The organism is Prosthecobacter vanneervenii (assembly GCF_014203095.1).
Lineage (GTDB): Bacteria > Verrucomicrobiota > Verrucomicrobiia > Verrucomicrobiales > Verrucomicrobiaceae > Prosthecobacter > Prosthecobacter vanneervenii.
In genome coordinates this window covers 416,448-436,517 of sequence record NZ_JACHIG010000005.1, presented here as the reverse complement: position 1 = coordinate 436,517, position 20,070 = coordinate 416,448, and the positions used below count along the sequence as shown (strand labels likewise).

General features: G+C 60.4%; 17 protein-coding genes. 5 read left to right on the top strand and 12 right to left on the bottom strand.

The window, feature by feature from the left end:
• Position 1: 1 nt before the first annotated feature.
• Together ggt and HNQ65_RS14190 are read right to left on the bottom strand one after the other, a co-directional pair.
• Positions 2 to 1,663 (bottom strand): gamma-glutamyltransferase, encoded by a 1,662-nt coding sequence (gene ggt / locus HNQ65_RS14195; protein ID WP_184340208.1) that lies wholly within the window; start codon positions 1,661 to 1,663, stop codon positions 2 to 4.
• A gap of 74 nt (positions 1,664 to 1,737) precedes the next feature.
• Positions 1,738 to 1,959, bottom strand: coding sequence for a PEP-CTERM sorting domain-containing protein (locus HNQ65_RS14190; RefSeq protein WP_184340207.1), 222 nt, complete (start codon positions 1,957 to 1,959; stop codon positions 1,738 to 1,740).
• 202 nt (positions 1,960 to 2,161) lie between these two features.
• Here HNQ65_RS14190 and HNQ65_RS14185 point away from each other — a divergent pair, with 202 nt between their 5' ends.
• The gene (locus HNQ65_RS14185) at positions 2,162 to 3,484 is read left to right on the top strand and encodes a homoserine dehydrogenase (RefSeq protein WP_184340206.1); all 1,323 of its coding nucleotides are present in this window, start codon (positions 2,162 to 2,164) and stop codon (positions 3,482 to 3,484) included.
• A 77-nt stretch (positions 3,485 to 3,561) separates the two neighbouring features.
• The gene (lpxD, locus tag HNQ65_RS14180; protein WP_184340205.1) at positions 3,562 to 4,599 is read left to right on the top strand and encodes a UDP-3-O-(3-hydroxymyristoyl)glucosamine N-acyltransferase; all 1,038 of its coding nucleotides are present in this window, start codon (positions 3,562 to 3,564) and stop codon (positions 4,597 to 4,599) included.
• A 4-nt stretch (positions 4,600 to 4,603) separates the two neighbouring features.
• Here the strand turns inward: lpxD and HNQ65_RS14175 are convergent, their stop codons facing one another.
• The 9 genes from HNQ65_RS14175 to HNQ65_RS14135 all read right to left on the bottom strand — a co-directional run bounded on the left by HNQ65_RS14175 (position 4,604) and on the right by HNQ65_RS14135 (position 15,236).
• A complete protein-coding gene (locus HNQ65_RS14175; RefSeq protein ID WP_184340204.1) occupies positions 4,604 to 5,350 on the bottom strand; it encodes a CAAX prenyl protease-related protein in 747 nt (248 codons plus the stop codon).
• Between the two features lie 4 nt (positions 5,351 to 5,354).
• Complete coding sequence (locus HNQ65_RS14170; RefSeq protein WP_184340203.1) at positions 5,355 to 6,653, bottom strand: NAD(P)/FAD-dependent oxidoreductase; 1,299 nt, start codon at positions 6,651 to 6,653, stop codon at positions 5,355 to 5,357.
• A gap of 8 nt (positions 6,654 to 6,661) precedes the next feature.
• Positions 6,662 to 8,032 (bottom strand): AMP-binding protein, encoded by a 1,371-nt coding sequence (locus tag HNQ65_RS14165; protein WP_184340202.1) that lies wholly within the window; start codon positions 8,030 to 8,032, stop codon positions 6,662 to 6,664.
• Positions 8,029 to 9,306, bottom strand: coding sequence for an FAD-dependent oxidoreductase (locus HNQ65_RS14160; RefSeq protein WP_184340201.1), 1,278 nt, complete (start codon positions 9,304 to 9,306; stop codon positions 8,029 to 8,031). Before HNQ65_RS14160 ends, HNQ65_RS14165 begins: the two co-directional genes overlap by 4 nt.
• Positions 9,307 to 9,313: 7 nt before the next feature.
• Positions 9,314 to 10,657 carry a hypothetical protein gene (locus HNQ65_RS14155; RefSeq protein ID WP_184340200.1) on the bottom strand — a complete coding sequence of 448 codons (1,344 nt, stop codon included), beginning with the start codon at positions 10,655 to 10,657 and terminating at the stop codon, positions 9,314 to 9,316.
• The gene (locus HNQ65_RS14150) at positions 10,654 to 10,881 is read right to left on the bottom strand and encodes an acyl carrier protein (protein WP_221306162.1); all 228 of its coding nucleotides are present in this window, start codon (positions 10,879 to 10,881) and stop codon (positions 10,654 to 10,656) included. Before HNQ65_RS14150 ends, HNQ65_RS14155 begins: the two co-directional genes overlap by 4 nt.
• A 75-nt stretch (positions 10,882 to 10,956) precedes the next feature.
• The gene (locus tag HNQ65_RS14145; RefSeq protein WP_184340198.1) at positions 10,957 to 13,095 is read right to left on the bottom strand and encodes a fused MFS/spermidine synthase; all 2,139 of its coding nucleotides are present in this window, start codon (positions 13,093 to 13,095) and stop codon (positions 10,957 to 10,959) included.
• A 4-nt stretch (positions 13,096 to 13,099) separates the two neighbouring features.
• Complete coding sequence (locus HNQ65_RS14140; RefSeq protein WP_184340197.1) at positions 13,100 to 13,942, bottom strand: sugar phosphate isomerase/epimerase family protein; 843 nt, start codon at positions 13,940 to 13,942, stop codon at positions 13,100 to 13,102.
• Positions 13,943 to 13,991: 49 nt separating this feature from the next.
• On the bottom strand, positions 13,992 to 15,236 hold the full coding sequence (locus tag HNQ65_RS14135; RefSeq protein WP_184340196.1) for an RsmB/NOP family class I SAM-dependent RNA methyltransferase: 1,245 nt from the start codon (positions 15,234 to 15,236) through the stop codon (positions 13,992 to 13,994).
• A gap of 137 nt (positions 15,237 to 15,373) precedes the next feature.
• Between HNQ65_RS14135 and HNQ65_RS14130 the strand changes: the two genes are divergently transcribed.
• The 3 genes from HNQ65_RS14130 to HNQ65_RS14120 all read left to right on the top strand — a co-directional run bounded on the left by HNQ65_RS14130 (position 15,374) and on the right by HNQ65_RS14120 (position 18,681).
• Positions 15,374 to 16,540 carry a pyridoxal phosphate-dependent aminotransferase gene (locus HNQ65_RS14130; RefSeq protein WP_184340195.1) on the top strand — a complete coding sequence of 389 codons (1,167 nt, stop codon included), beginning with the start codon at positions 15,374 to 15,376 and terminating at the stop codon, positions 16,538 to 16,540.
• 57 nt (positions 16,541 to 16,597) lie between these two features.
• Positions 16,598 to 17,578, top strand: coding sequence for a cysteine synthase A (gene cysK / locus HNQ65_RS14125; protein WP_184340194.1), 981 nt, complete (start codon positions 16,598 to 16,600; stop codon positions 17,576 to 17,578).
• 134 nt (positions 17,579 to 17,712) lie between these two features.
• Positions 17,713 to 18,681 (top strand): tetratricopeptide repeat protein, encoded by a 969-nt coding sequence (locus HNQ65_RS14120; RefSeq protein WP_184340193.1) that lies wholly within the window; start codon positions 17,713 to 17,715, stop codon positions 18,679 to 18,681.
• Positions 18,682 to 18,843: 162 nt separating this feature from the next.
• Here the strand turns inward: HNQ65_RS14120 and HNQ65_RS14115 are convergent, their stop codons facing one another.
• Complete coding sequence (locus HNQ65_RS14115) at positions 18,844 to 20,031, bottom strand: DegT/DnrJ/EryC1/StrS family aminotransferase (protein WP_184340192.1); 1,188 nt, start codon at positions 20,029 to 20,031, stop codon at positions 18,844 to 18,846.
• Positions 20,032 to 20,070: the final 39 nt, after the last annotated feature.

The window sequence follows — 20,070 nt, the reverse complement described above, 5'->3', positions numbered from 1 at the left end:
ATCATTTCCCCTCTGCGCTGCCCGGTACACGCGGATCATGCGCTGGGAAGAAGAGCTGCCTGCCCGCGTCAAAGCTGATCGCCTGGCAGGCACCGAAGCTCTCAGATTCGGCGAGTTTGTGGCCGAACGCCCTGACCTGCGCCAGTGTCTCGGCACCAAAAGTCTTTTCGATTTTGAGTTCATCCGGATTCCACTGATGGTGAAAGCGTGGCTGAGCCAGCGCCTCTTCCGGGAGCATGCCGTCATCAATGATGTGTGTAAGCAGCAGCAGTGCCTGCGTGATGATGGTGGGGCCGCCGGCGGCTCCGGTGACGATGACTGGTTTGCCATCTTTGAGCACGATGGTGGGGCTCATGCTGGAGAGTGGGCGCTTGCCGGGAGCAACGGCGTTTGCCTCAGCACCGACGAGTTTGAAGGCGTTCGGCACCCCGGGCTGCACGGCGAAGTCGTCCATTTCATCATTCAGCAGCACGCCTGTGCCTGGAATGACGACTTTGCTGCCAAAGGCGGTGTTGATCGTCTGATTGAGCGCCACCCAGTTGCCCTCGGCGTCAGCAGTGCATAGAAAGGTGGTGTGCTTGCCAAAGATGTCCCCCTCCCAGTGCGGAGGCATGTTGTGGGAGGGCACGGCGGTGGTGTGGTCGAGATCGATTTTCTTCGCCAGTTCTGCCGCATAGGCGGGATCCACCAGACCACGCGGCACCGGAGCAAAGTCGGGGTCTCCCAGCCAGTAAGCACGGTCGGCAAAGGCCAGCTTCATGGCTTCTGTGATGACATGCACGCGGCTGCTGGCGCGGAAGTGTCGGATGGGGAAGTGCTCCAGAATATTCAGGATCTGCGCCACATGCACACCGCCCGAACTTGGAGGTGGCATGGTGATAAGGTCATAGCCACGGTATTTGGAGCGGATGGCCGCACGTTCAGGGGCTTTGTAGCCGGCGAAGTCCTCCACCGTCATGATGCCTCCATTGGCCTGCATCCATTCGGCAGTTTTACGGGCATACTCTCCGCCGTAAAACCACCCGATGCCGTTTTTGGCCACTTCGCGGTAGGTATTGGCCAGGTCGGTCTGGATGAGCTGCTGGCCCTTTTGCAACGGTTTGCCATCCTTGAGGAAAATCGCAGCGCTGGCGGGGAACCTGGCGAGTTTGGACGCTGTTGCGGCGAGCTTGCGTGCGTACACTTCATCTATCGGGAAGCCTTTTTCAGCGATCTCCGCAGCTGGGAGCAATACATCCGCGAGCTTGAGCCTGCCGTGCTTGCTCTGTGCTGTCTGGCAGGCCTTGAGGTACCCCGGGATGCCGGAGGCCAGGGAGCCTGTTTTACTGGCCTCATTATCGAGCTTTCCGTTGATGATGTACATGTCGCGATGTGCCTTGGCTGGGGCCATTTCCCGACCATCGATGCAAGTGACAGTGCCGTCGGCCGCATGGATGACGAAAAAGCAGCCGCCACCAATGCCTGAGTTGTGCCCATCCACCACCCCGAGAGTCAGTCCGGCCGCTATGGCGGCGTCGATGGCATTGCCACCTTTTTCAAAGGCCTGCATCCCAGCCTGGGTGGCCAGCGGGTGCACGGTGGCGATCGCATGCTTTGGAAAGGAGGCATCGGCTGCGAGCAGTGCCGAGGGTAGGAGAAGGACGAGGATGGCCAGGACTTTCATGACACAGATGCTAGCCAAGGCATCTGAGGCGTCGAATCAAAACGGCTCGCTAGAATAGGCGGGAGGAGGAGGTCTCAGGCGGCGCGTTTCCAGCTTAGCCAGGCACGGCGGTAGGTGAACGCCATGGCCATGATTCCGGCAAACAAAAGAAGTGCGCGACTAGGCTCCGGCACCGGGGCGATGCTGCTCACGACGGCACCTGTCAGCGTAAGATCTGCGGTGGGTTCACTGGCGCCCACGGCAATGGCTGCAGCCACGCTGCACGCGAACCAGTAGCTAAAGGAGCGGATAAACATCGAATTAGAAAAAAACCTATCAGATTCGGGCTGGGGTAAACAAGACATTTCTTGTGCCGATCTTGACGCAGTCTCCTGATTTTGAGCAGTCAGCCGATGACGTTGATTGTTGAGTAACTTTCTCAATAACATCCTTCCCACTTGCGAGTTTCTCTCAACACCGCCATGACTACGGCCCTTCAAGTCAGGCCCCACATCCATCATGTCCTCCGTCAGTTCTCCTCGCGTCATCAACATAGGTTTGGCCGGTTTAGGCAATGTGGGGGCTGGAGTGTTCAAGAATCTGGAAAAGAATCGCTCCCTCATCAGTCAGCGCATAGGGGCGGAATTAAGGGTCACAAAGGTGGCTGTGCGTGATCTCTCCCGTCCTCGCGACGTGGAGGTGCCTGCCGCCATGCTCACCACCGACTGGAAAGAGCTGGTCAATGATCCCGCCATCCCGGTGATTGTGGAGCTCATCGGCGGGACGATCACCGCCTATGATATGGTGGCTTCCGCACTGCGCGCCAAAAAGATTGTGGTGACGGGGAACAAGGCCCTGCTGGCAGAGCGCGGCAAGGAGCTCTTTGCCCTGGCCGAAGAGTGCGGTGTGCCGATCTATTTTGAAGCCGCCGTCGCCGGGGGCATACCGATCATCCAGGTGCTACAGGAGGGGCTGGTGGGGAACCACATCCGCTCCATCCATGGTATCATCAACGGCACCTGCAACTATATCCTCACCCGGATGTCCCAGGCCGGGCTGAGCTACAAGGACGCATTGCAGGAGGCTCAGGAAAAGGGCTACGCCGAGGCCGACCCCACGCTGGATGTAAGCGGCTGGGATGCCGCACACAAGGCCATCATCCTGGCCTCCCTGAGCTATGGTTTCTGGATCCCGCAGGACAAGGTGTATGTGGAGGGGGTGGACCGTGTCAGCATCACAGATTTCCGCTTTGCCGAGCGCCTGGGCTACACGATCAAGCTGCTCTCCGTGATTCGAGCGGATGAAAACGGCCTCGTCGAGGTGCGCACCCAGCCCACGCTGGTGCCGCTTTCCCATGTGCTGGCAAACGTCAGTGGTGCCTTCAATGCCGTGCTGGTGAATGGAGACGTGGTGGGGGAAACCCTGTTCTACGGACGCGGAGCCGGCCAGGACCCCACCAGCAGCAGCGTCATCAGCGACATCTGCGAAGCTGCCGCCGTGCTGATGCATGGGGCTCGTAACAGCGGATTCGTGCCGCATGGCCTTTATGGCAAATCCAAGCCGGTGGAAGACACCGTTTCCCACTACTACCTGCGGCTGACTGTGGACGACGTGCCCGGAGTTCTGGCCCAGGTGGCCACGGTGCTGGGAGAGCGCGGCATCGGCATCTCCTCCATGATCCAGCCTGAAGACTTGGAAGACACCAGCGGTGAGACTTCACTCGTGCTCATGATTCACGATGCTCGTCTTGGCGACATGACGGCAGCGCTGACAGCCATCAGCCAGCTTGATTGTGTGCGTGGAGAGCCCAGCTGGATGCGAGTGGAAACGCTGCAGGGCTAGCGAGGCTAGATCCAACCAAAATGCGTCTGTGAAAGCCGGCGTGGAAACCAAAACACCCGCCACAGACCATGCCCCTTATGAAAATTTCCCTGACCGACCTCGCAGCTCTAGTTGGGGGGACAGTCCTGTGTGGCGATCCTGCCGGACAGATCACAGGCTTTGCCTCCCTCAAGGAAGCCATTGCAGGAGACCTGAGCTTCTTTCATGACTCCCGCTACAACGAGCGCCTGGTGAATACCAAGGCCAGCGCCGTGCTGGTACCACTGGGATGGACGGAGCTGCCGCAGCATGTGGCCTGCATTTCCGTGGCAGACCCTTCACGCTCGTTTGAGCAGATTGTGGAGACCTACGGATTCCAGCCGGAGCCGTTTACCCCCGGTGTGCATGCCTCGGCCGTCGTGTCGGATGGTGTCAGGTATAACCCCGGGCACGTAGCCATCGGAGCCAATGCGGTGGTGGAAGCGGGAGCGGAGCTGGGGGACGATGTTGATATCGGCCCCGGCTGCTTTGTCGGGCGTAATGTCATTATTGGAAAAGGGGCCAAGCTGCATGCCAACTGCACGGTACATGCCGAGTGTCTTTTGGGAGACAGGGTGTCTCTGCATTCAGGTGTGGTCGTTGGTGCCGATGGTTTTGGCTATGAATTCAGCCAGGGACGCCACCGCAAGGTGCGTCAGGCAGGCATCGTCCAGATCGACAACGACGTGGAAATCGGAGCTGGCAGCACGGTGGACCGCGCGCGTTTTGGTCGCACATGGATTGGTCAGGGAACTAAAATCGACAACCTCGTGCAGATCGGTCACAATGTGGTGATCGGCAGGCATTGCATCATCGTGGCGTGTACTGCCATCGCGGGCAGCGCCGTCATTGGAGACTATGTGGTGATCGCTGCGCAGGTGGGTATTGCCGGGCATGTGCATGTGGGGTCACAGAGCACGCTGGCCGCTCGCTGCGGGGTCACCCGTGATTTGCCTGCGGGCGGGAAGTATCTGGGATTTCCCGCCAATCCAGCAGGGGAGGAAAAGCGCCGTATGGCAGGCATTAACCGCCTGCCGCAGCTGCTTGCCCGTGTTAAGGAGCTTGAGGCGCAGATTGCTGCTCAAAAAGAAGATTGATCCCTCACCAGAAGCCCCACTGTTGGGTCTTCATCACATAAAGGCCTAGGGCTAGGTTGCCCACAGCGTGCATGAACACGCAGGCTCCCAGGCTCTTGGTGCGCACCGCCACGAGATACATCAGAGCGCCCCAGACGAAGGCGCCCAGGTAGTCTTCGCTATTATGGATCAGCATCACCGCCAGGGTGACGATCCAAAACACCCTCCAGCGGTGTATGCCAAAGGCCACGCGCTCAAACCGCCCGTCTTCTGTCATCAAGTAGCGCATAAGAAAGCCGCGCCAGAAGAGCTCCTCGACAAACGGCACCACCAGCACCATGCGCGCAAACCGCATGCCCACCACGAGGCTGAACCACAGCGGTGAATCCTGCGCGATGGTTGGATCAAAGCCCTTGAGCCGCTCAGCCAGCCCCAGCCACGGCCACCAGAAGGCAGCTTCATGGCCGTGCCTGATCAGGGATTCACGCAGCAGCGCAGGAGCCACCCAGATGGCGATGCTCACAATACCCAGCACGAAGGCAAGCCCCAGGCCGCGCCATGGCTTGAACGCATAATGACGGCGGAAGAAGAGCAGCACGGCGGCACAGAGGATCGTCTGCAGCGGATACACCCAGTGCTCCGGTGCACGCACATGCCAGGGCAGCTCCGAGTTGTTGATGCGGAACATGCCCGGCAGCGAGCCCATCAGGGTGAAGAGCAGCAGCGGCAGCACATACGCAGCCGTGGCCGAGGAACGCAGGCGGGAGAGCATTAGGTCAGGTATGTTTGGGCAGAGCCAGATCCTGCGCACGGCCAGGGATCAGCAGCCATTTGGAGCAGCATTTGAGATACATCCGGCTGAAGGTGGACGCCGTCGTCGCACCGGAGGCCATGAGTGCCAGGATCCGGGAGCTCATGCGCTCCATCATGTTGCTAAAGGCGCCGGGATGATCTGCCTTGAGCTTGGTGCCGCGCTCATAGAAGGCCACGATGCGGCCATCGTAGAAATACTCGATGAATTCATGCCAGGCCTCATGCCAGCCGCGCTGGCGCTGCTCATACCGCCCCAGCTCCTGCTGCAGTTTTTGCGGCTGATCCAGCAGCTTCTCCCCGTGGCGGGCAAACATGGCATTCAGAGACTCAGCTGCATCCAGCGCCAGAAAGACACCGGGGGACAGCATGGGGTCCACAAACCCGAAGGCGTCTCCGGCGGACACCCAGCCGGGGCCGTGAGCGCGGTCGGAAATGAGCTGGTAATTGGTGTAGGTGTAGGCCTCGCTCACACGCTTACGATGGGCGGTCAGAGGCGCGAGCGTGGGATCTGTGGCCAGCACCTGGTCGAGCCGTTCTTCAGCACTGGCTCCGAATTCCGAAAGCGACTTCGGATGCATCACCATGCCAAAGCTCAGGCTGTCCGGCAGCGGGATGCGCCAGCTCCAGCCCCAAGGGTGGTAGGTGATCACGATCTGCCCTGCGGGGTAAGGATGATCAATGCCGGTAAAGTGGGCGAAGTGCGCCGTGTCCCTGCGCGGTCCTGTCTCTGCACCGATGCCTAGCAGTCGTGCCGAGGTGCGCGAGCGTCCGCTGCAGTCGATGATCAGATCCGGTTTGCAGCCGTCTGGATAGCCACCAGCTGCGAGCGCTGCGGCATCCAGTTCCAGCTCTGGAGTGCCGCCTGGGTGTGCCACCAGCCCGGCGCGATGTTTGACAAAACGCACACCCAGCGCCCTGGCGTGGTCTTTGATCACATCGTCAAACGTGGGGCGCGGCACATTGTAGGCATAAGGGGGCAGACGGCCGGTCACCGTGCGGAAATCAAAATGCATCTGCGTGCCACGATGATGGATGAAACTGGCTCCGGGTTTGAACTGTGCGATGGCCGCCACCTTGTCCTCGATGCCCATGCGCTGCAGGATCTGGACGATGCCGGGAATCAGTGACTCGCCCACGAGCATTTCCGGGCGCTTCTCATCATCATAAACGAGTGCTTGGATATCTTGGCGGGCGAGCATGGCGGCCAGTGCGCACCCGGCGGGGCCTGCTCCGAGAATGGCGATGCGTGGATTCTGGCTCATGAGTGGATTCAGTATCTGCGGAGCTTGCCGCTGGCGGTCAGGGGCAGTTCGGTGACAAAGGTGTAAAACAGCGGCACTTTGTAGGCGGAGAGGCGCTCCTGGCAAAGTTTTCTCAGCTCGACCACAGGCGGAGGTGAGCTTGCATCCTGGGGGATGATGTCTGCCGCAGGCATGGCTCCCAGAGCGGGGTGTGCACGTGCGGACACGCGTGCAGCCTTGACTCCGGGATGGCTGCACAGCACGGCCTCCACCTCCTCAGGGAAGCATTTCAGCCCTCCTACATTGATCACGCTGCGTACCCGGCCTCGGAGGTAGTAGCAGCCGTCTTCGTCCGCTTCGGCAATGTCTCCTGTGGCAAACCAGCCTTCTTTCAGCACCGCCTCGCGTGGCTGCCAGGGGGTTAGGTAGGCGTCAAAGATGCCTGGGCCGCGCAGCATCAGTTCGCCATCGTCCAGCTTGACTTCAAAGGCTGGCAGTGGCTGGCCGATGGAGGTTGGTTTGTCCTTGGCGTGCTGCAGGTTCAGAATCGGCAGGCCGGCTTCGATGATGCCCATGCCCTGGGTGAGGTGCAGGCCGGTTTTTGTGGCAAAGAGATCCGCCACTTCCTGAGTGAGCGCAAAGGCTGTGGAAACCGCCAGCCGCAAAGTGCCGAGGCGGGCTGCGTCTGGCTGGCCGGAGAGCATCGTGTAGTGGTAGGGCGAGCCGTACATGACCGTGGCTGTTTGCTCGTGCATCATCTCAATCATCACCTTGGGATCGCTCGCCGGTGCGAGGATGGTGGTGGCTCCGTAGTAGAGATAGAGAATGATGGACACCGCAAAGTGGTGCGCCATGGGCAGCACCCAGAGCACGCGATCGTCCGGACCGATGCGCAATCCCTCGTTGGCCGCCGTGATGCGGGCCAGCAGCGTTTCGTGAGAGATGACAATGCCTTTGGAGGCTCCCGTGGTGCCGCTGCTGAAGCGGATGAAGGCCGGGTTCAGCGCGGCCAGCGCAGCCTCATCAAAGGCCGGAGGTGCCTCGTGTGTCACGGACTCGATGCGCCACTCCTCGGCATTTTGCGCATGCACAATGGCGTCCAGCGCCGTGGATCTGGCCAGCTGCGCACGCTCGGCGGTCGTCAGTTCATTCGGAATGGGCACAAAGCAGGCGTTTTGCTGCAGGATAGACAGCGCTACAACGATGTAATCCGCACTGCTGGGCGCGTTCAGGCCGATGCGCGGGCGCTCTTTCTGCGGCCAGCTGGCGTCTTCGCTCAGGCGCTTCGCATAGGCATTCATGCGTGTTTGCAGATCGCCGTAAGTCAGTTGCAGTTCTGGGCTGACCACGGCTGGATGCGTGGCATTGCTGCGTGCAAAGATGAGATCGACAATGTTCACGAGGCTGTTTCCAATTGGCTCAAAAAACTGCGCACCTGCCATGCCAGTGCTGTGGTGTCTTGATCCGGCAGTGATGCGGCGATTCCGGCGGCCTGTCCGGTAGCCAGAGCGGTGCCCATGACGCGCGTGCTAGCCTGGGCGCGGTGGGTGGCTGAGAGGCAGCGCCCTGCAAGAAAAACATTCTTCAGATCACGCGCTCGCAGTGCGCCCAGTGGGATGCCGCATGCTTTCGGCTCTCGAGGGTAGAGCAGGCGTGGGCCGCGTGCAGTTTCGCGCAGTTCGATGGGCCATGTGGCATTGGCCACCGCTGTTTCATCGCTGCGGCTTTCCAGGATGTCCTCCTCAGTCACGATGTCTTCGCCCATCCACCGGCGGCTCTCACGGATGCCCGCACGCACGGGCAATGTGGTGACTCGCGCTTGGGCAAAGCCTTCCATGCTGGCTTTCAGATGATCAACAATGGCCGAGGTGACTTCACGTCCTTGCATTTCGATCCAGGTCAAGCTGCGTGGGTCAGTAGAGTCAAAGGGGCGCTCGGACGAGTCGCCGGGAAGATCGAGCGTCAGGAAGACTTCCTGCAAAGCCGGGCTGGCGCGGAAATGAGCTCCGGCGGCTGTAGCAGGCAGTTTTTTCTCCTGAATGGCACGTGCCAGGCATCCGGCGATTTTCAGCGGACCATCGCCCGTGAGCGCAGACGCTTCGACACCACCCATGCCGACGATGTAGGCCGGACGCTGCAGTTCATCGGCTGGGCTCATTTCAAAGGCATGGCCGGTCAGTGCCGCCAGTTCGGCATCTCCACTGGCATCCACCAGTGTGCGTGGGCGCACTTTCCATGAACTGCCACGGCATTGCAGAGTCACTTCCACGATGCGACTGCTATCCACGACGCAGCCGATGGCTTCAGTGTGCAGCATCACCTCCAGACTGGGCTCCTTGCGGCACCAGTGATCGAAGAAAACAGCCAGCCGCTGTGGCTGATGCATCAGGACATCGACTCTGCCCATGCGCACCGGGCCATGGGCGATGCCATGGGTCAGAAGCTGCCGCTCAAGCTCGACCGGCAGTCCTGGATTTGCCACCCGTGGTGCTGCATCTGGTGTGAGCTGCAGATCATACAATCCGCAAAACGAATGCACCAGCGAGGCCGTGCCCGCACCGCCCAGAACTCCATGGCGCTCCACCAGCAGCGTCTTGGCGCCCCGGCGTGCGGAAGCCAGAGCTGCCGCCACACCTGCGCTGCCACCACCGATGATAAGGACGTCGGGATTCATGAACATATCATTCACCGAGAAGATCAGAACGCCAGCGCTCACGCATCAGTTCGGTTTCCGCTTCGCTGAGGCAGGTGTCGAGATAGCTCACGGTCACTGTCAACTGGTCCCGGCATTCAGAGACAAACAGCCCGCTCCCAGGAGGGGCGTTGACCGTGGGCATGTGGATGGCGTTGAGGATTTCGCCGCCGCAGAAGGAGGTCATGCCTTCGCCGAAGCTGCCCGTGTAAGCATGGTAGCAGGAGGCGATCTCTCCACGCTGCGCCAGCCGCACAAGGTCCAGCATGGTTTTTCCTGGCATGTGGCGCGTGAGAAGCTGCATCGAGTTGAAGGACAGATGCCGCTTGAGCTTCAGGTGCTCCATGTGCTGCTTCATCAGCGCTTTGCTCGCTATGGCCAGATTAGTCAGGTCGGCATCCTTCAGGATGTAGAAAAACATCGACATGTGGTTCTGAAAGATCGCTGTGAGTCCGTTGCCGTCCTTCGGGCGCTGCTGCACCGGCATGGGCACGGCGTAGGGAATGCCCAGCTGTCCACGCGACTGAAACACGGCCTGGTGGCAGCGAGCCGCCAGACCCGCATAGAAGAACGTGCGCATCATGTCTCCGCCTATCTTTCCGAGCGTGAGTCTGATCCGTGCCGTTTCCTCCTTGGAGAAAGTTTCCCACAGGCAACAGCGGCGACCGCTGGCGACTCTACCTCGACTGGAGGACACAAATGGCTCAGCTCCCAGGTTCATGAGATGGGTGCCGCAGCTCTCGCTTTCCTGAAACAGCTTCCACCAAGGCTTGTCATGGCGCACCATGGGCTGCTGTGGGGAGGCTGCCTGCGGATCATGCCATAGCTCATCCATGTGCTTGAAGAGCAGCTCCACTCCCGTGCCATCCAGCAGCAGATGGGACCAGTTCATGAGCATGGTCCATGTTTGATCGCTCGTGCGCACCACATCCAGCCTGATGTGTGGCGGGCCCAGCGAGGTGCGCTTGCGGCCTTGCATGCGAAGTCTTCGCAAAGCAGACATGGATTCGACCACGGAGTTTTCTTCGCCTTCAACACCTGCGACGCGATGAAACTCGATGGGGATGGGCGCAGCCTCGCCCGAGAATTCCCAATAAGGCACTCCGAAGACACTGTCCTTGCGCAGGGTGGCATGCAGCAACGGCATGCGTTGGGGTAGCTCGGCCGCCAGCCAGCGCAGGCGTTCTGCGTTTGACTGCCCGCACACTTGAATCTCGCTCAGGGCATCCAGGCCCCGGCCATCAGCGGAGCGCGCTAGGTAATCCAGAGCCGCCACGAAGCCATCGGTGCCCGTGAGGGGAAATTGACAGATGGATGAATCGCTGGAGCTCATGCACCTTTCGCTTGGCCCATCACCAGCGCCGCCATGGCCTGCCCGCTGCGAAAGTTGGCGCGGCTTAGCTCAGAGGGCTCGACTTTCTTGCCAAAGCGCTCCTCTAGGTACATTACCAGCTGCATTACTCCCATGGAGTCGAGTCCTGCTTCAAAGAAATCAGCCTCAGGGCTGAATTCAGCAGGCAGGTCTGGCAGCACGGTTTCACGCACGAGTTCTATCATGGCGCCGGGGGATAGGTCGGAGGCAGGCAGCATGAGGGTCTATGAACTCGGCAGGGCTGGAACGCAAATTGCCGCTTAGGGATACTCGTGCCCCAGGTTGTCATCCGTAATGATTTTCGTGGTGCCCCAGGCGGCCTGCATGGCGGGGCGGCGACACCAGTGCCACATGTCGCCGGGCACGGGCAGGGTTTCGCCTTTGAGGAAATCGAGCACGCCTTCGATTTGATCGGGGGCGATGACGGGCTGGCCGTCGATATGATAGGTGGAGAGAATTTTCTGCCAGCGGTCGCGGTCTGGTTCCATCGGCATGTTGCTGGCCAGAGAGTGGTTCATGACCATCATTGTGTGTGGAAAGACCTCCATGCCGGTGCGTGCGGCACGTGGCGACTCGGTGCAGTTCCAGAAAGCGAGGCCCTCTGGCTTGAGGTGGGCTTTGACCTCCGTCAAAAACTCACGCGAGAGCAGGGCTGAGGCAAACTCACGCCAGTGGTGCGTGGTGTTCATCACGATGGCGTCAAAGCGCGCATCGGGATGCTGCCGCAGCCAGCGGCGGCCGTCGTCGATGACGAGTTCGAGCTTGGGATTGGTAAGCAGGCTAGAGACCTCCGGGCGTGCGCGGATGAGATCAAGGTAACCGTGGCTCAGCTCGATGGCGGTGACCTTTTTAACCTGCGGATGATTGGCGAGAATCTGTGTCCACGATCCGCTGGCCACGCCTATGACGAGCACGTTTTCAATGCGGTCCCGCACCGCAGAAAGGAAGTAGGGCCGTACCAGCCAAGACTTCGGCTCCAGCTTGGTGCCGATCATGCCATCGTAGGCTCCATTGCCATAAACAGCATTGCTGGTGTCCACCGTGATCACGCCGTGGCGCGACTCGATGATCTGCGCGAAGCGCATGCCGGGTTTGAATTCGTGCTTGTACTGCAAGCGCTCGTAGAAACCCTGAGACTGGCTCAAAGTAATGATAACTATGCTCAGCAGTTGCCAGCGTGTTACGGGGGGCAATTGGAAACGGCCAATCGATTCGGCCCACAGCCATGACGCACCCAGCAGCAGGACGCTTAGCTGCTGCAGGCTCAGCCACTCCATGAAGGCAAAGCCGGTGAGCAGGCTGCCTGCACCAGAACCGATGATGTTGGCGAGATAGAGCAGCGAGAGCTGGCTGCCGGTGTCGTTGCCGGGAGGTATCGCTGCATGACAGAGCAGCGGAAACGTGAGGCCGAGCAGCGCCCCGGCGATGATGACAAAATAGTAACCGCATTCCCAAAACATCTGCGTGGCAGCGATTGCGGTGAGTGGCGCGACAAAAAAAGCAGCCAAACTCGAAAACATCACCCAGCGCGTGAGTTTGCTGCGCAGTTGGCTTCCTTGCTTCAATAAGCGTGGACTCAGGAGTGAGCCGATCGCGAGTCCCAGTAGATAGCTGCCCAGCATGTAGCCAAAAACAGGGGCGAGGGAGGCGCTGGCAAAATTGAAAACACGCGACCAGATGATCTCCCAAGAAAGGGCCAGGAAGCCAGAGAGCGCGGACCAGAGCAGGGCGGTGCGAAAGGGGATCTCGCATGGCGCGGCATTCGTCACGGTAACGGGTGTTTCCGCTGTTTCTGCGGGAGGTTTTCTCAGCACCACCAGCACGATGAAAGCCGCCGTGGCATTCAGTGCGGCTGCGATGTGAATGGTGCCGCTCATGCCAAAGCCTCCGAGCAGCCAGCGCGCGGCGAGGTAGGCCCCAAGGGCGGCCCCGAGCGTGTTTACGAAATACAGGCGGCTCACACTGTGGCCCACATGCGCAGTATCCCGCACTTGATGCGCCACCAGCAGCGGCAGTGTGGCGCCCATCAGAAGGGTGGGAAGAAACACGAGCAAAAAGACCAGTGCACCCGTGGTGAGGCCGTGGGCCTGCACAGAGGTCACTGCACCCACGACATCAAAGAGCTTGAGCGAAATGAGTCCGTAAGCTCCTACGCCGAGCTCCGCCAGACCAAAGAGCAGCACCAGTGGAGCACGGGCGGACTTGGAAATCCATCCACCCACGATGCTGCCAATGCCCAGTCCCGCCAGGAAGGCCGCCACCACCATCGCCACGGACTCGACATTGCTGCCGTAGATCGTCAGCAGCGCACGCTGCCATACAAGCTGGTAGATCAGCGCCGATATGCCAGAGAGGATGAAGACGCCATGTAGAACCAGGGCGTGGAGGCGGCGTGACATGAGATCACTCGAAGCCGTTGGCGCGCAGGTACTTCAGGCTTTGAGGAATCTGCTCCAGAGAGGTGGAGGATTCGTCTTCGATGAAGTAGTGCTGAATGCCGTTTTTACGTGCGGCGGCGAAGATGCTGGCCCAGTCCATCTGGCCGGTGCCGAGCGTGACGTCGTTTTCCACATCCGTCTTGCCGGTGAGGAAGCCGGTGGCCACACCCTTTTTCAGGTCCTTGAGATGCATCAGCTTCCAGCGGCCGCTGTACTGATTCAGCAGTTTCACCGGATCCTGGCCGGGGAAGATGATCCAGAGGATGTCCATCTGCATGGAGACAAATTCAGGCTTGGTCTCGCGCAGGAAGAGATCGAGCAGGGTGCCGTCGCCATAGGGCTCAAACTCAAATCCGTGGGCGTGGTAAAACATGGTGATGCCTTCCTTGGCCAATGCCTCACCTGCTTTGTTGAAGACCGCGATGGCGTCACGGCACTCGGCTTCGTCGAACTTGTCCTTGTGGTCGATCCAGGCGCAGCCTGCATATTTCAGGCCGAGGGTCTTGGCCTCTTTCACAACGTTGTCGAGATCGTTCTTGTAGCGGGCGTAGGGAAAGTGGCTGCTGATGGCCTTGAGACCACGCTGCTCCAGCTCTGCTTTGAACTGCTCAGCGGTCAGATCATAAGTGCCTGCTAGCTCCACCTCCTTGACTCCAAACTGCTTCACCTGATCCAGCGTCCACGGCACTCCACGCAGTTTGAACTGGCTGCGCAGGCTGTAGAGCTGCAGGCCGGCGGTATTAGGGGAGTCGGCAGCAAAGGCAGGAGCCACGAACGCCAGGGCGAGGAGGAGGGAGGTGAATTTCATGGGAGGTGAGATTGTTGAAGAAGGGAAGGGGGGATGTCACGCACGAACTTCACACCCGTCGGATCGCTGCCGCGAAGGCGCCATCCATCTGGTCCTCGGGTGGAAAGCTGCGGCGGGTGGAGACGAACTCGTAGCCAGGCGTTGATTCAAGCACGCACTCCACAAGCCGCTCATTCTCGGCAGGCTCGATGCTGCACGTACTATAAACAAGGGTGCCGCCAAGTTTGAGAACACGGAGGCAGTTCTTCAAGAGCTGAGCCTGGGTTTCCATCTGCGCAGTGATGTCTTCAGGCTGCAGCCGCCAGCGTACATCCACGCGGCGGCGCATCACGCCGGTGTTGGAGCAGGGGACATCGAGCAGGATGCGGTCAAACCCCGCTTCGGCAAAGGCGGGCACCTGCGGGTCTGCCCAGTCGTGCAGCTCAATCTGGGCATTCGTCACATGGAGGCGCCGGAGATTGCCCTCGAGGCGGCGTAGGCGGGCGGGTGAAACGTCACAGGCGATGATCTCACCTGTGTTTCCCATGAGCTGGGCCAGCAGCGCGGTCTTGCCGCCAGGGGCTGCGCAGGCATCCAGCACGCGCTCTCCGGGCTGCGGGGCCAGCAGGCGAGGGGCCAGCGCGGTGCTGGGGTCCTGCATGTAAACTTTGCCGTCACTCAGTTCCTCACGCGGCAGCTGCTCACAGACGATGAAATCATCCGCCGAAGCGGCCATCTCAGGGTGCAGGTGATTCACCCGGGCGCACATCGGGGCTGGGATCTGATTCCACTCGCATAAGGCGGTGGTTTTGGCCTCGCCATGCAGGCCTAGCCAATGCTGGATGAGCCACTTGGGGTGGGAGGTGCGCGTCTCCAGCGGCAGGGTGGCAGGCATGGCCAGCAGGGACTCGGTTTCCCGGCAGGCCCGGCGCAGCACGGCATTGATGAGGCTGCGCGCACGGCCGGTGGCGGCCACCGTTTCATTCACTGCTGCATGCTCTGACACCTTGAGAATCAATATCTGGCATAGGCCGATGCGCAGCCCCCAGCGGCTCCGGTGGTCCAGGTGCTTGTCCTCGGTGAGCACGGCGATCCAGTGGTCAAGCAGCGAGAGATTGCGCAGGGTGGTCAGCACGATGTCCCGCAAAAAGGCGGCGTCTGGCTGGCTGAGGTAGTTCTCCCGCTGCATGCGGTCCATGAGGTCGGCGGCAAAGCGGTCCCCCGCAGCCCATTCTCCCAGCACATCCAGCGCCATGCCTCGGATGGGGACGGCTGACTGACGGGCGGAGGTGGGTTTGGGGCGTGACTGATTCATGGACTGCATGACTAAAACGGCCCTGCGCTGCGCACAAGCCGCCCTTTGGCGGTGGTGGGAGGAATGATTGACAAACATCCCGCCCCCGCCTTTATAGACCGCCCCCAGCTTTTTCACCCGTTCAACCACCTCTGACCATGGATTTTATTGCCAAGAACATCGCCGAAGTAGCCCCTTCAATGACCCTGTCCATCACCGCCCAGGCGAAGGCATTGAAGAAGCAGGGCGTGGACGTGCTGAGCTTTGGTGCCGGTGAGCCCGACTTCAACACCCCCGCCCCCATCATCGCCGCCGCCACTGAGGCTCTGAATTCCGGCAAGACCCGCTACACCGAGAGCGCCGGCATCCTGGAACTGCGCGAATCCATCGCCGCCAAGCTCATGGTGGACAACAATGTGCAGTACGACCCCTCCCAGATCAGCGTCAACTGCGGTGCCAAGCATTCCTGCTACAACGCCATTCTGGCTTGCGTGAATCCCGGAGACGAGGTCATCATCCCCGCCCCCTACTGGACCAGCTACCCTGAAATGGTGCGCATCGTCGGCGGAATCCCCGTGATCGTGGAAACCAAGCGCGAAAACGGCTGGAAGCTTACCCCCGAGGAGTTCGAGGACGCCATGTCCCCGATGACCAAGATGATCATCCTTAACACCCCTGGCAACCCCACCGGTTCCATCTACAGCCGTGAAGAGCTCAAGGCTCTGGCCGAGATCGCTGTGGGCGAGGGCATCGTGATCCTCTCTGACGAAATCTATGAGAAGCTGGTGTATGGCGGCCACGAGCATGTCAGCATCGCCTCCCTCAGCAAGGAGATCTACGATCACACCATTACCATCAATGGCTTCTCCAAGGCCTACGCCATGACCGGCTGGCGCCTCGGCTACACCGCCGCTCCCAAGAAGATCGCCGACGCCATCGACACCATCCAGAGCCACACCACCAGCAACCCGACCAGCTTTGCCCAGTATGGTGCTCTGGCCGCCCTGCAGATGGATCAGCAGATCGTCAGCGACATGCGCGATGAGTTCGACGTCCGCCGTCAGTACATGCTGGGCCGTCTGAACAACATCAAGAACATCCGTGTGGTGGAGCCCATGGGAGCATTCTACTTCCTGGTGGACATCGAGCCTACACAGATCAAGAGCGTGAACTTCTGTGAGAAGCTCCTGAGCAAGCAGAAAGTCGCCATCGTTCCTGGCGTGGCCTTTGGTGCCGAGCACACCGTGCGCTTCAGCTACGCCACCGGTCTCGACGTCATCAACGCCGGCATGGATCGCTTCGAAGAATTCTGCAACCAGCACTAATCTCGTACAGCCGCCGGCTTTTCCGGTCACGTTTCCACCGCTAACTCCAAACTCATCATGGGCATCTACAACAACATCGTCGAAACCGTCGGCAAAACACCGCTGGTGAAGCTGAACAAAGTGACTGCTGGCCTCAATGCTACGATCGCTCTGAAGTGCGAGTTCTTCAATCCGCTCGGCAGCGTGAAAGACCGTATCGGCATGGCCATGATCGAGGACGCAGAAAAGCGCGGCATCCTGACACCGGACACCATCATCGTCGAGCCTACCAGCGGCAACACCGGTATCGCTCTTGCGTTTGTCGCCGCCGCCAAAGGCTACAAGCTCATCCTGACCATGCCTGAGACGATGTCTCTGGAGCGCCGCACGCTGCTCGCCCTGCTGGGTGCTGAGCTCGTGCTCACCCCAGGTGCCCAGGGCATGAAGGGCGCCATCGCCAAGGCTACCGAGCTCGTGGCCAGCACTCCCAATGCCTGGATGCCGCAGCAGTTTGAAAACCCCGCCAATCCGGCCATCCACTCCAAGACCACTGCCGAAGAGCTGTGGGCCGACACCGATGGCAAGATCGACATCCTCGTGGCCGCTGTGGGCACGGGTGGCACGATCACCGGTGTGACGGAAGTCATCAAGCCCCGCAAGCCCAGCTTCACCGCCATCGCTGTGGAGCCTGAAGCCTCCCCGGTCATCAATCAGACGCTGGCAGGCCAGCCTGTGCAGCCCGGACCGCACAAGATCCAAGGCACCGGCGCAGGCTTCGTCCCTGCCAACCTGCACCTGAAGGACAGTGCTGGAAACGCACAGATCACCGAGTGTATCAAAGTCAGCAATGATGATGCCTTTGCCATGGCCCGTCGTCTGGCCAAGGAAGAGGGTATCCTCGTCGGTATCAGCACCGGTGCCAACGTCTGCGCCGCCATCGAGGTGGCCAAGCGTCCGGAAAATGCCGGCAAGCTGATCGTCACCGTCGCCTGCTCCACCGGCGAGCGCTACCTCTCCACCGCTCTGGCTGACGAAGCCCGTGCGAAAGTGGGTGCGTAAGCGCCGTTACGACAAAAGTCGAATGAAGAGAGGCCCGGAGGCGGAATCCTTGAGCTGCCACCCCAGCCCTCGTCATTCAATGTTTGTCCCCCTTTGAGCCTTTCGCTCACCCGATTCTCCCCAACCTATCTTCTATGTCTCAACTCGACTACGCTTCCCAAGAACTTCCGGCCACCGGTATGGAAAAGTTCATGGAGGACAACCTCCGCAAGATCGTCTGGCTCTTCATCATCGTGGTGGCTGGGATCATCGCCTTTGGATTCATCAAGCATCAGGGCACTCTCAAGGCGAACGAAGCGGCCGAGGCCTTTACGGCAGCCAAGACAGTTGAGGACTGTGATCTCGTGATCTCCCGCTACCCCGGCACCAATGCCGCTGCCAACGCTCTGCTGCTGAAGGCGGACCTGCTGTGGGACCAGAACAAGAAATCCTCCGCGGTGGAAGCTCTCAAGGAGTTCACCTCCAAGAATGCCAGCCACCCGCTCGCTGTCTTCGCCCTTCTGGGCCTCGGCACAAAGCTGGATGCCATGGGCGAAAGCAATGAGGCGCAGGCCGTCTTTGAGCGCATCGTGAACGAATCTGCTTCCAGTGAAGCTGCCCCTCTGGCGCAGGTGCGTCTTGGTGATTTGCTCTGGGCACAGGGCAAGGCCGACGAAGCCAAGAAGGCTTACGAAGACCTCGCCGCCAAGTTCCCAGACGCGCAGGAGTACCAGACCATCAGCCAGAATCGCCTCGGCTGGATCGCTGCTTCGCTGCCGACCAAGGAAGTCGATCCTCCCCCGGCTCCGAAGGTGGAGCCCAAGCCTGCTGCGGCTGCTATTCCTGGCGTGCCAAACATCAAGCTGAATGCTGCTGACGGCGGCCTTCGCCCCACCATCGCTCCTCAGGCCGCACCTGCTCCAGCCATGGCTCCTGCACCACAGGCTGCTCCTTCCTTGCAGCCTTCTGCTCCTGCCCCAGTCCCTGCACCTGTGACTCCGGCTCCGCTTCCAGTGCCCTCGGCGCCTGCACCAGCTCCAGCTGCTCCTACAGTACCAGCTCCTTCCGCCGCTGCCCCGGCTGCGCCTGCGGCTCCCGCCGCTCCAGCTCCAGTAAAGCCCTGATTGCGTTCGCTAGGGGCTCGAAATCGAGCCCTTGTAAAATACAGATGTGGGCAAAATGGCCCGCATGAACGAGGTGAGAGGCGAGTGGCTAAAACCGCCCAATGGGATGACTCTGCGAGCCATCTCTGCGTCATCCGTGCCGCTTCTTAGCCTTGGCGATTTTCAGGCCAGCCACTCGTGAATGGCGGCCACCACTTCCAGGCGTTGGGCCTCGGTAAGCTCTCCGTAGATCGGGATGCTCAACACCTCGCCAGCCACGCGATGTGCCACCTCGCAGCCTGAGAGTGACGCCGCTGGCAGATCAGCAAAGCACTTCTGCTGGTCCAGTGTGACGGGGTAGTAGATGTCGCAGCCGATCTTCTTGGATACCAGGTGGTCACGCAGCGAATCACGGCGTCCGCCGAGCACACGGATGGTGAACTGGTTCCAAATGTGCTCGTTGTGCGCGTAGCTCACCGGTAGCACGATCTTGGCATCCTGTGCCACCAGCCATTCGTCCTGGGAGGTCACGCATTTGCAGTGGGCGGGATCCGCCTGCACCACCCCGGGCAGCTTGGTCAGTTCTGAAATGTAGTGGGCCGCATTGCGCTGGCGGTCTGCGGTGTACTGGGCATAGCGCTTCAGCTTCACGCTCAGCAGGGCGCATTGCAGCGTGTCCATGCGGAAATTGCCCCCCACATAGTGGTGGTAGTATTTGGGCTTGCCGCCGTGCACACGCAGTACGCGGGCGTATTCGGCCAGGCCGTCGTCATTCGTCACCAGCATGCCGCCATCGCCGAAGCCGCCGAGGTTCTTGCTGGGGAAGAAGCTGTAGGTGCCAAAGTCTCCCATCGTTCCGCTGCTCGTCCCGCGATACCTAGCTCCGATGGACTGTGCGGCATCTTCGATCACCTTCAGCCCATGCTCCTTGGCCAGGGCCAGGATGGGGATCATGTCAGCGCACTGGCCAAAGAGGTGCACGGGGATGATCGCCTTGGTCTTGGCGGTGATCTTCTTCCGCGCATCGTTCACATCCAGGTTGAAGCAGATCGGGCACACATCAGTGAAAACCGGCACGGCACCCAGACGTGATACCGCTCCCGCCGTGGCAAAGAAGGTGAAAGCAGGGCAGAGCACCTCGTCCCCGGCCTTGATGTCCAGCGCCATGAGGGCCAGCAGCAGAGCATCGGTACCGGAGGAGACCGACAGGGCATGCTTCACGCCCACCATTTCAGCGACTTCCTTTTCAAAGGTCTCCATTTCCGGCCCCATGATGAACCTGCCATGATGCAGCACCTGCGTGAAGGCAGCCTGGAGTTCGGATTCGAGGGGGAGGTTCTGGGCGTTGACGTCGAGAAGTGGGACGGGCATGGCGGGAAATGACGAGGAATGAATGATGAATGACGAATG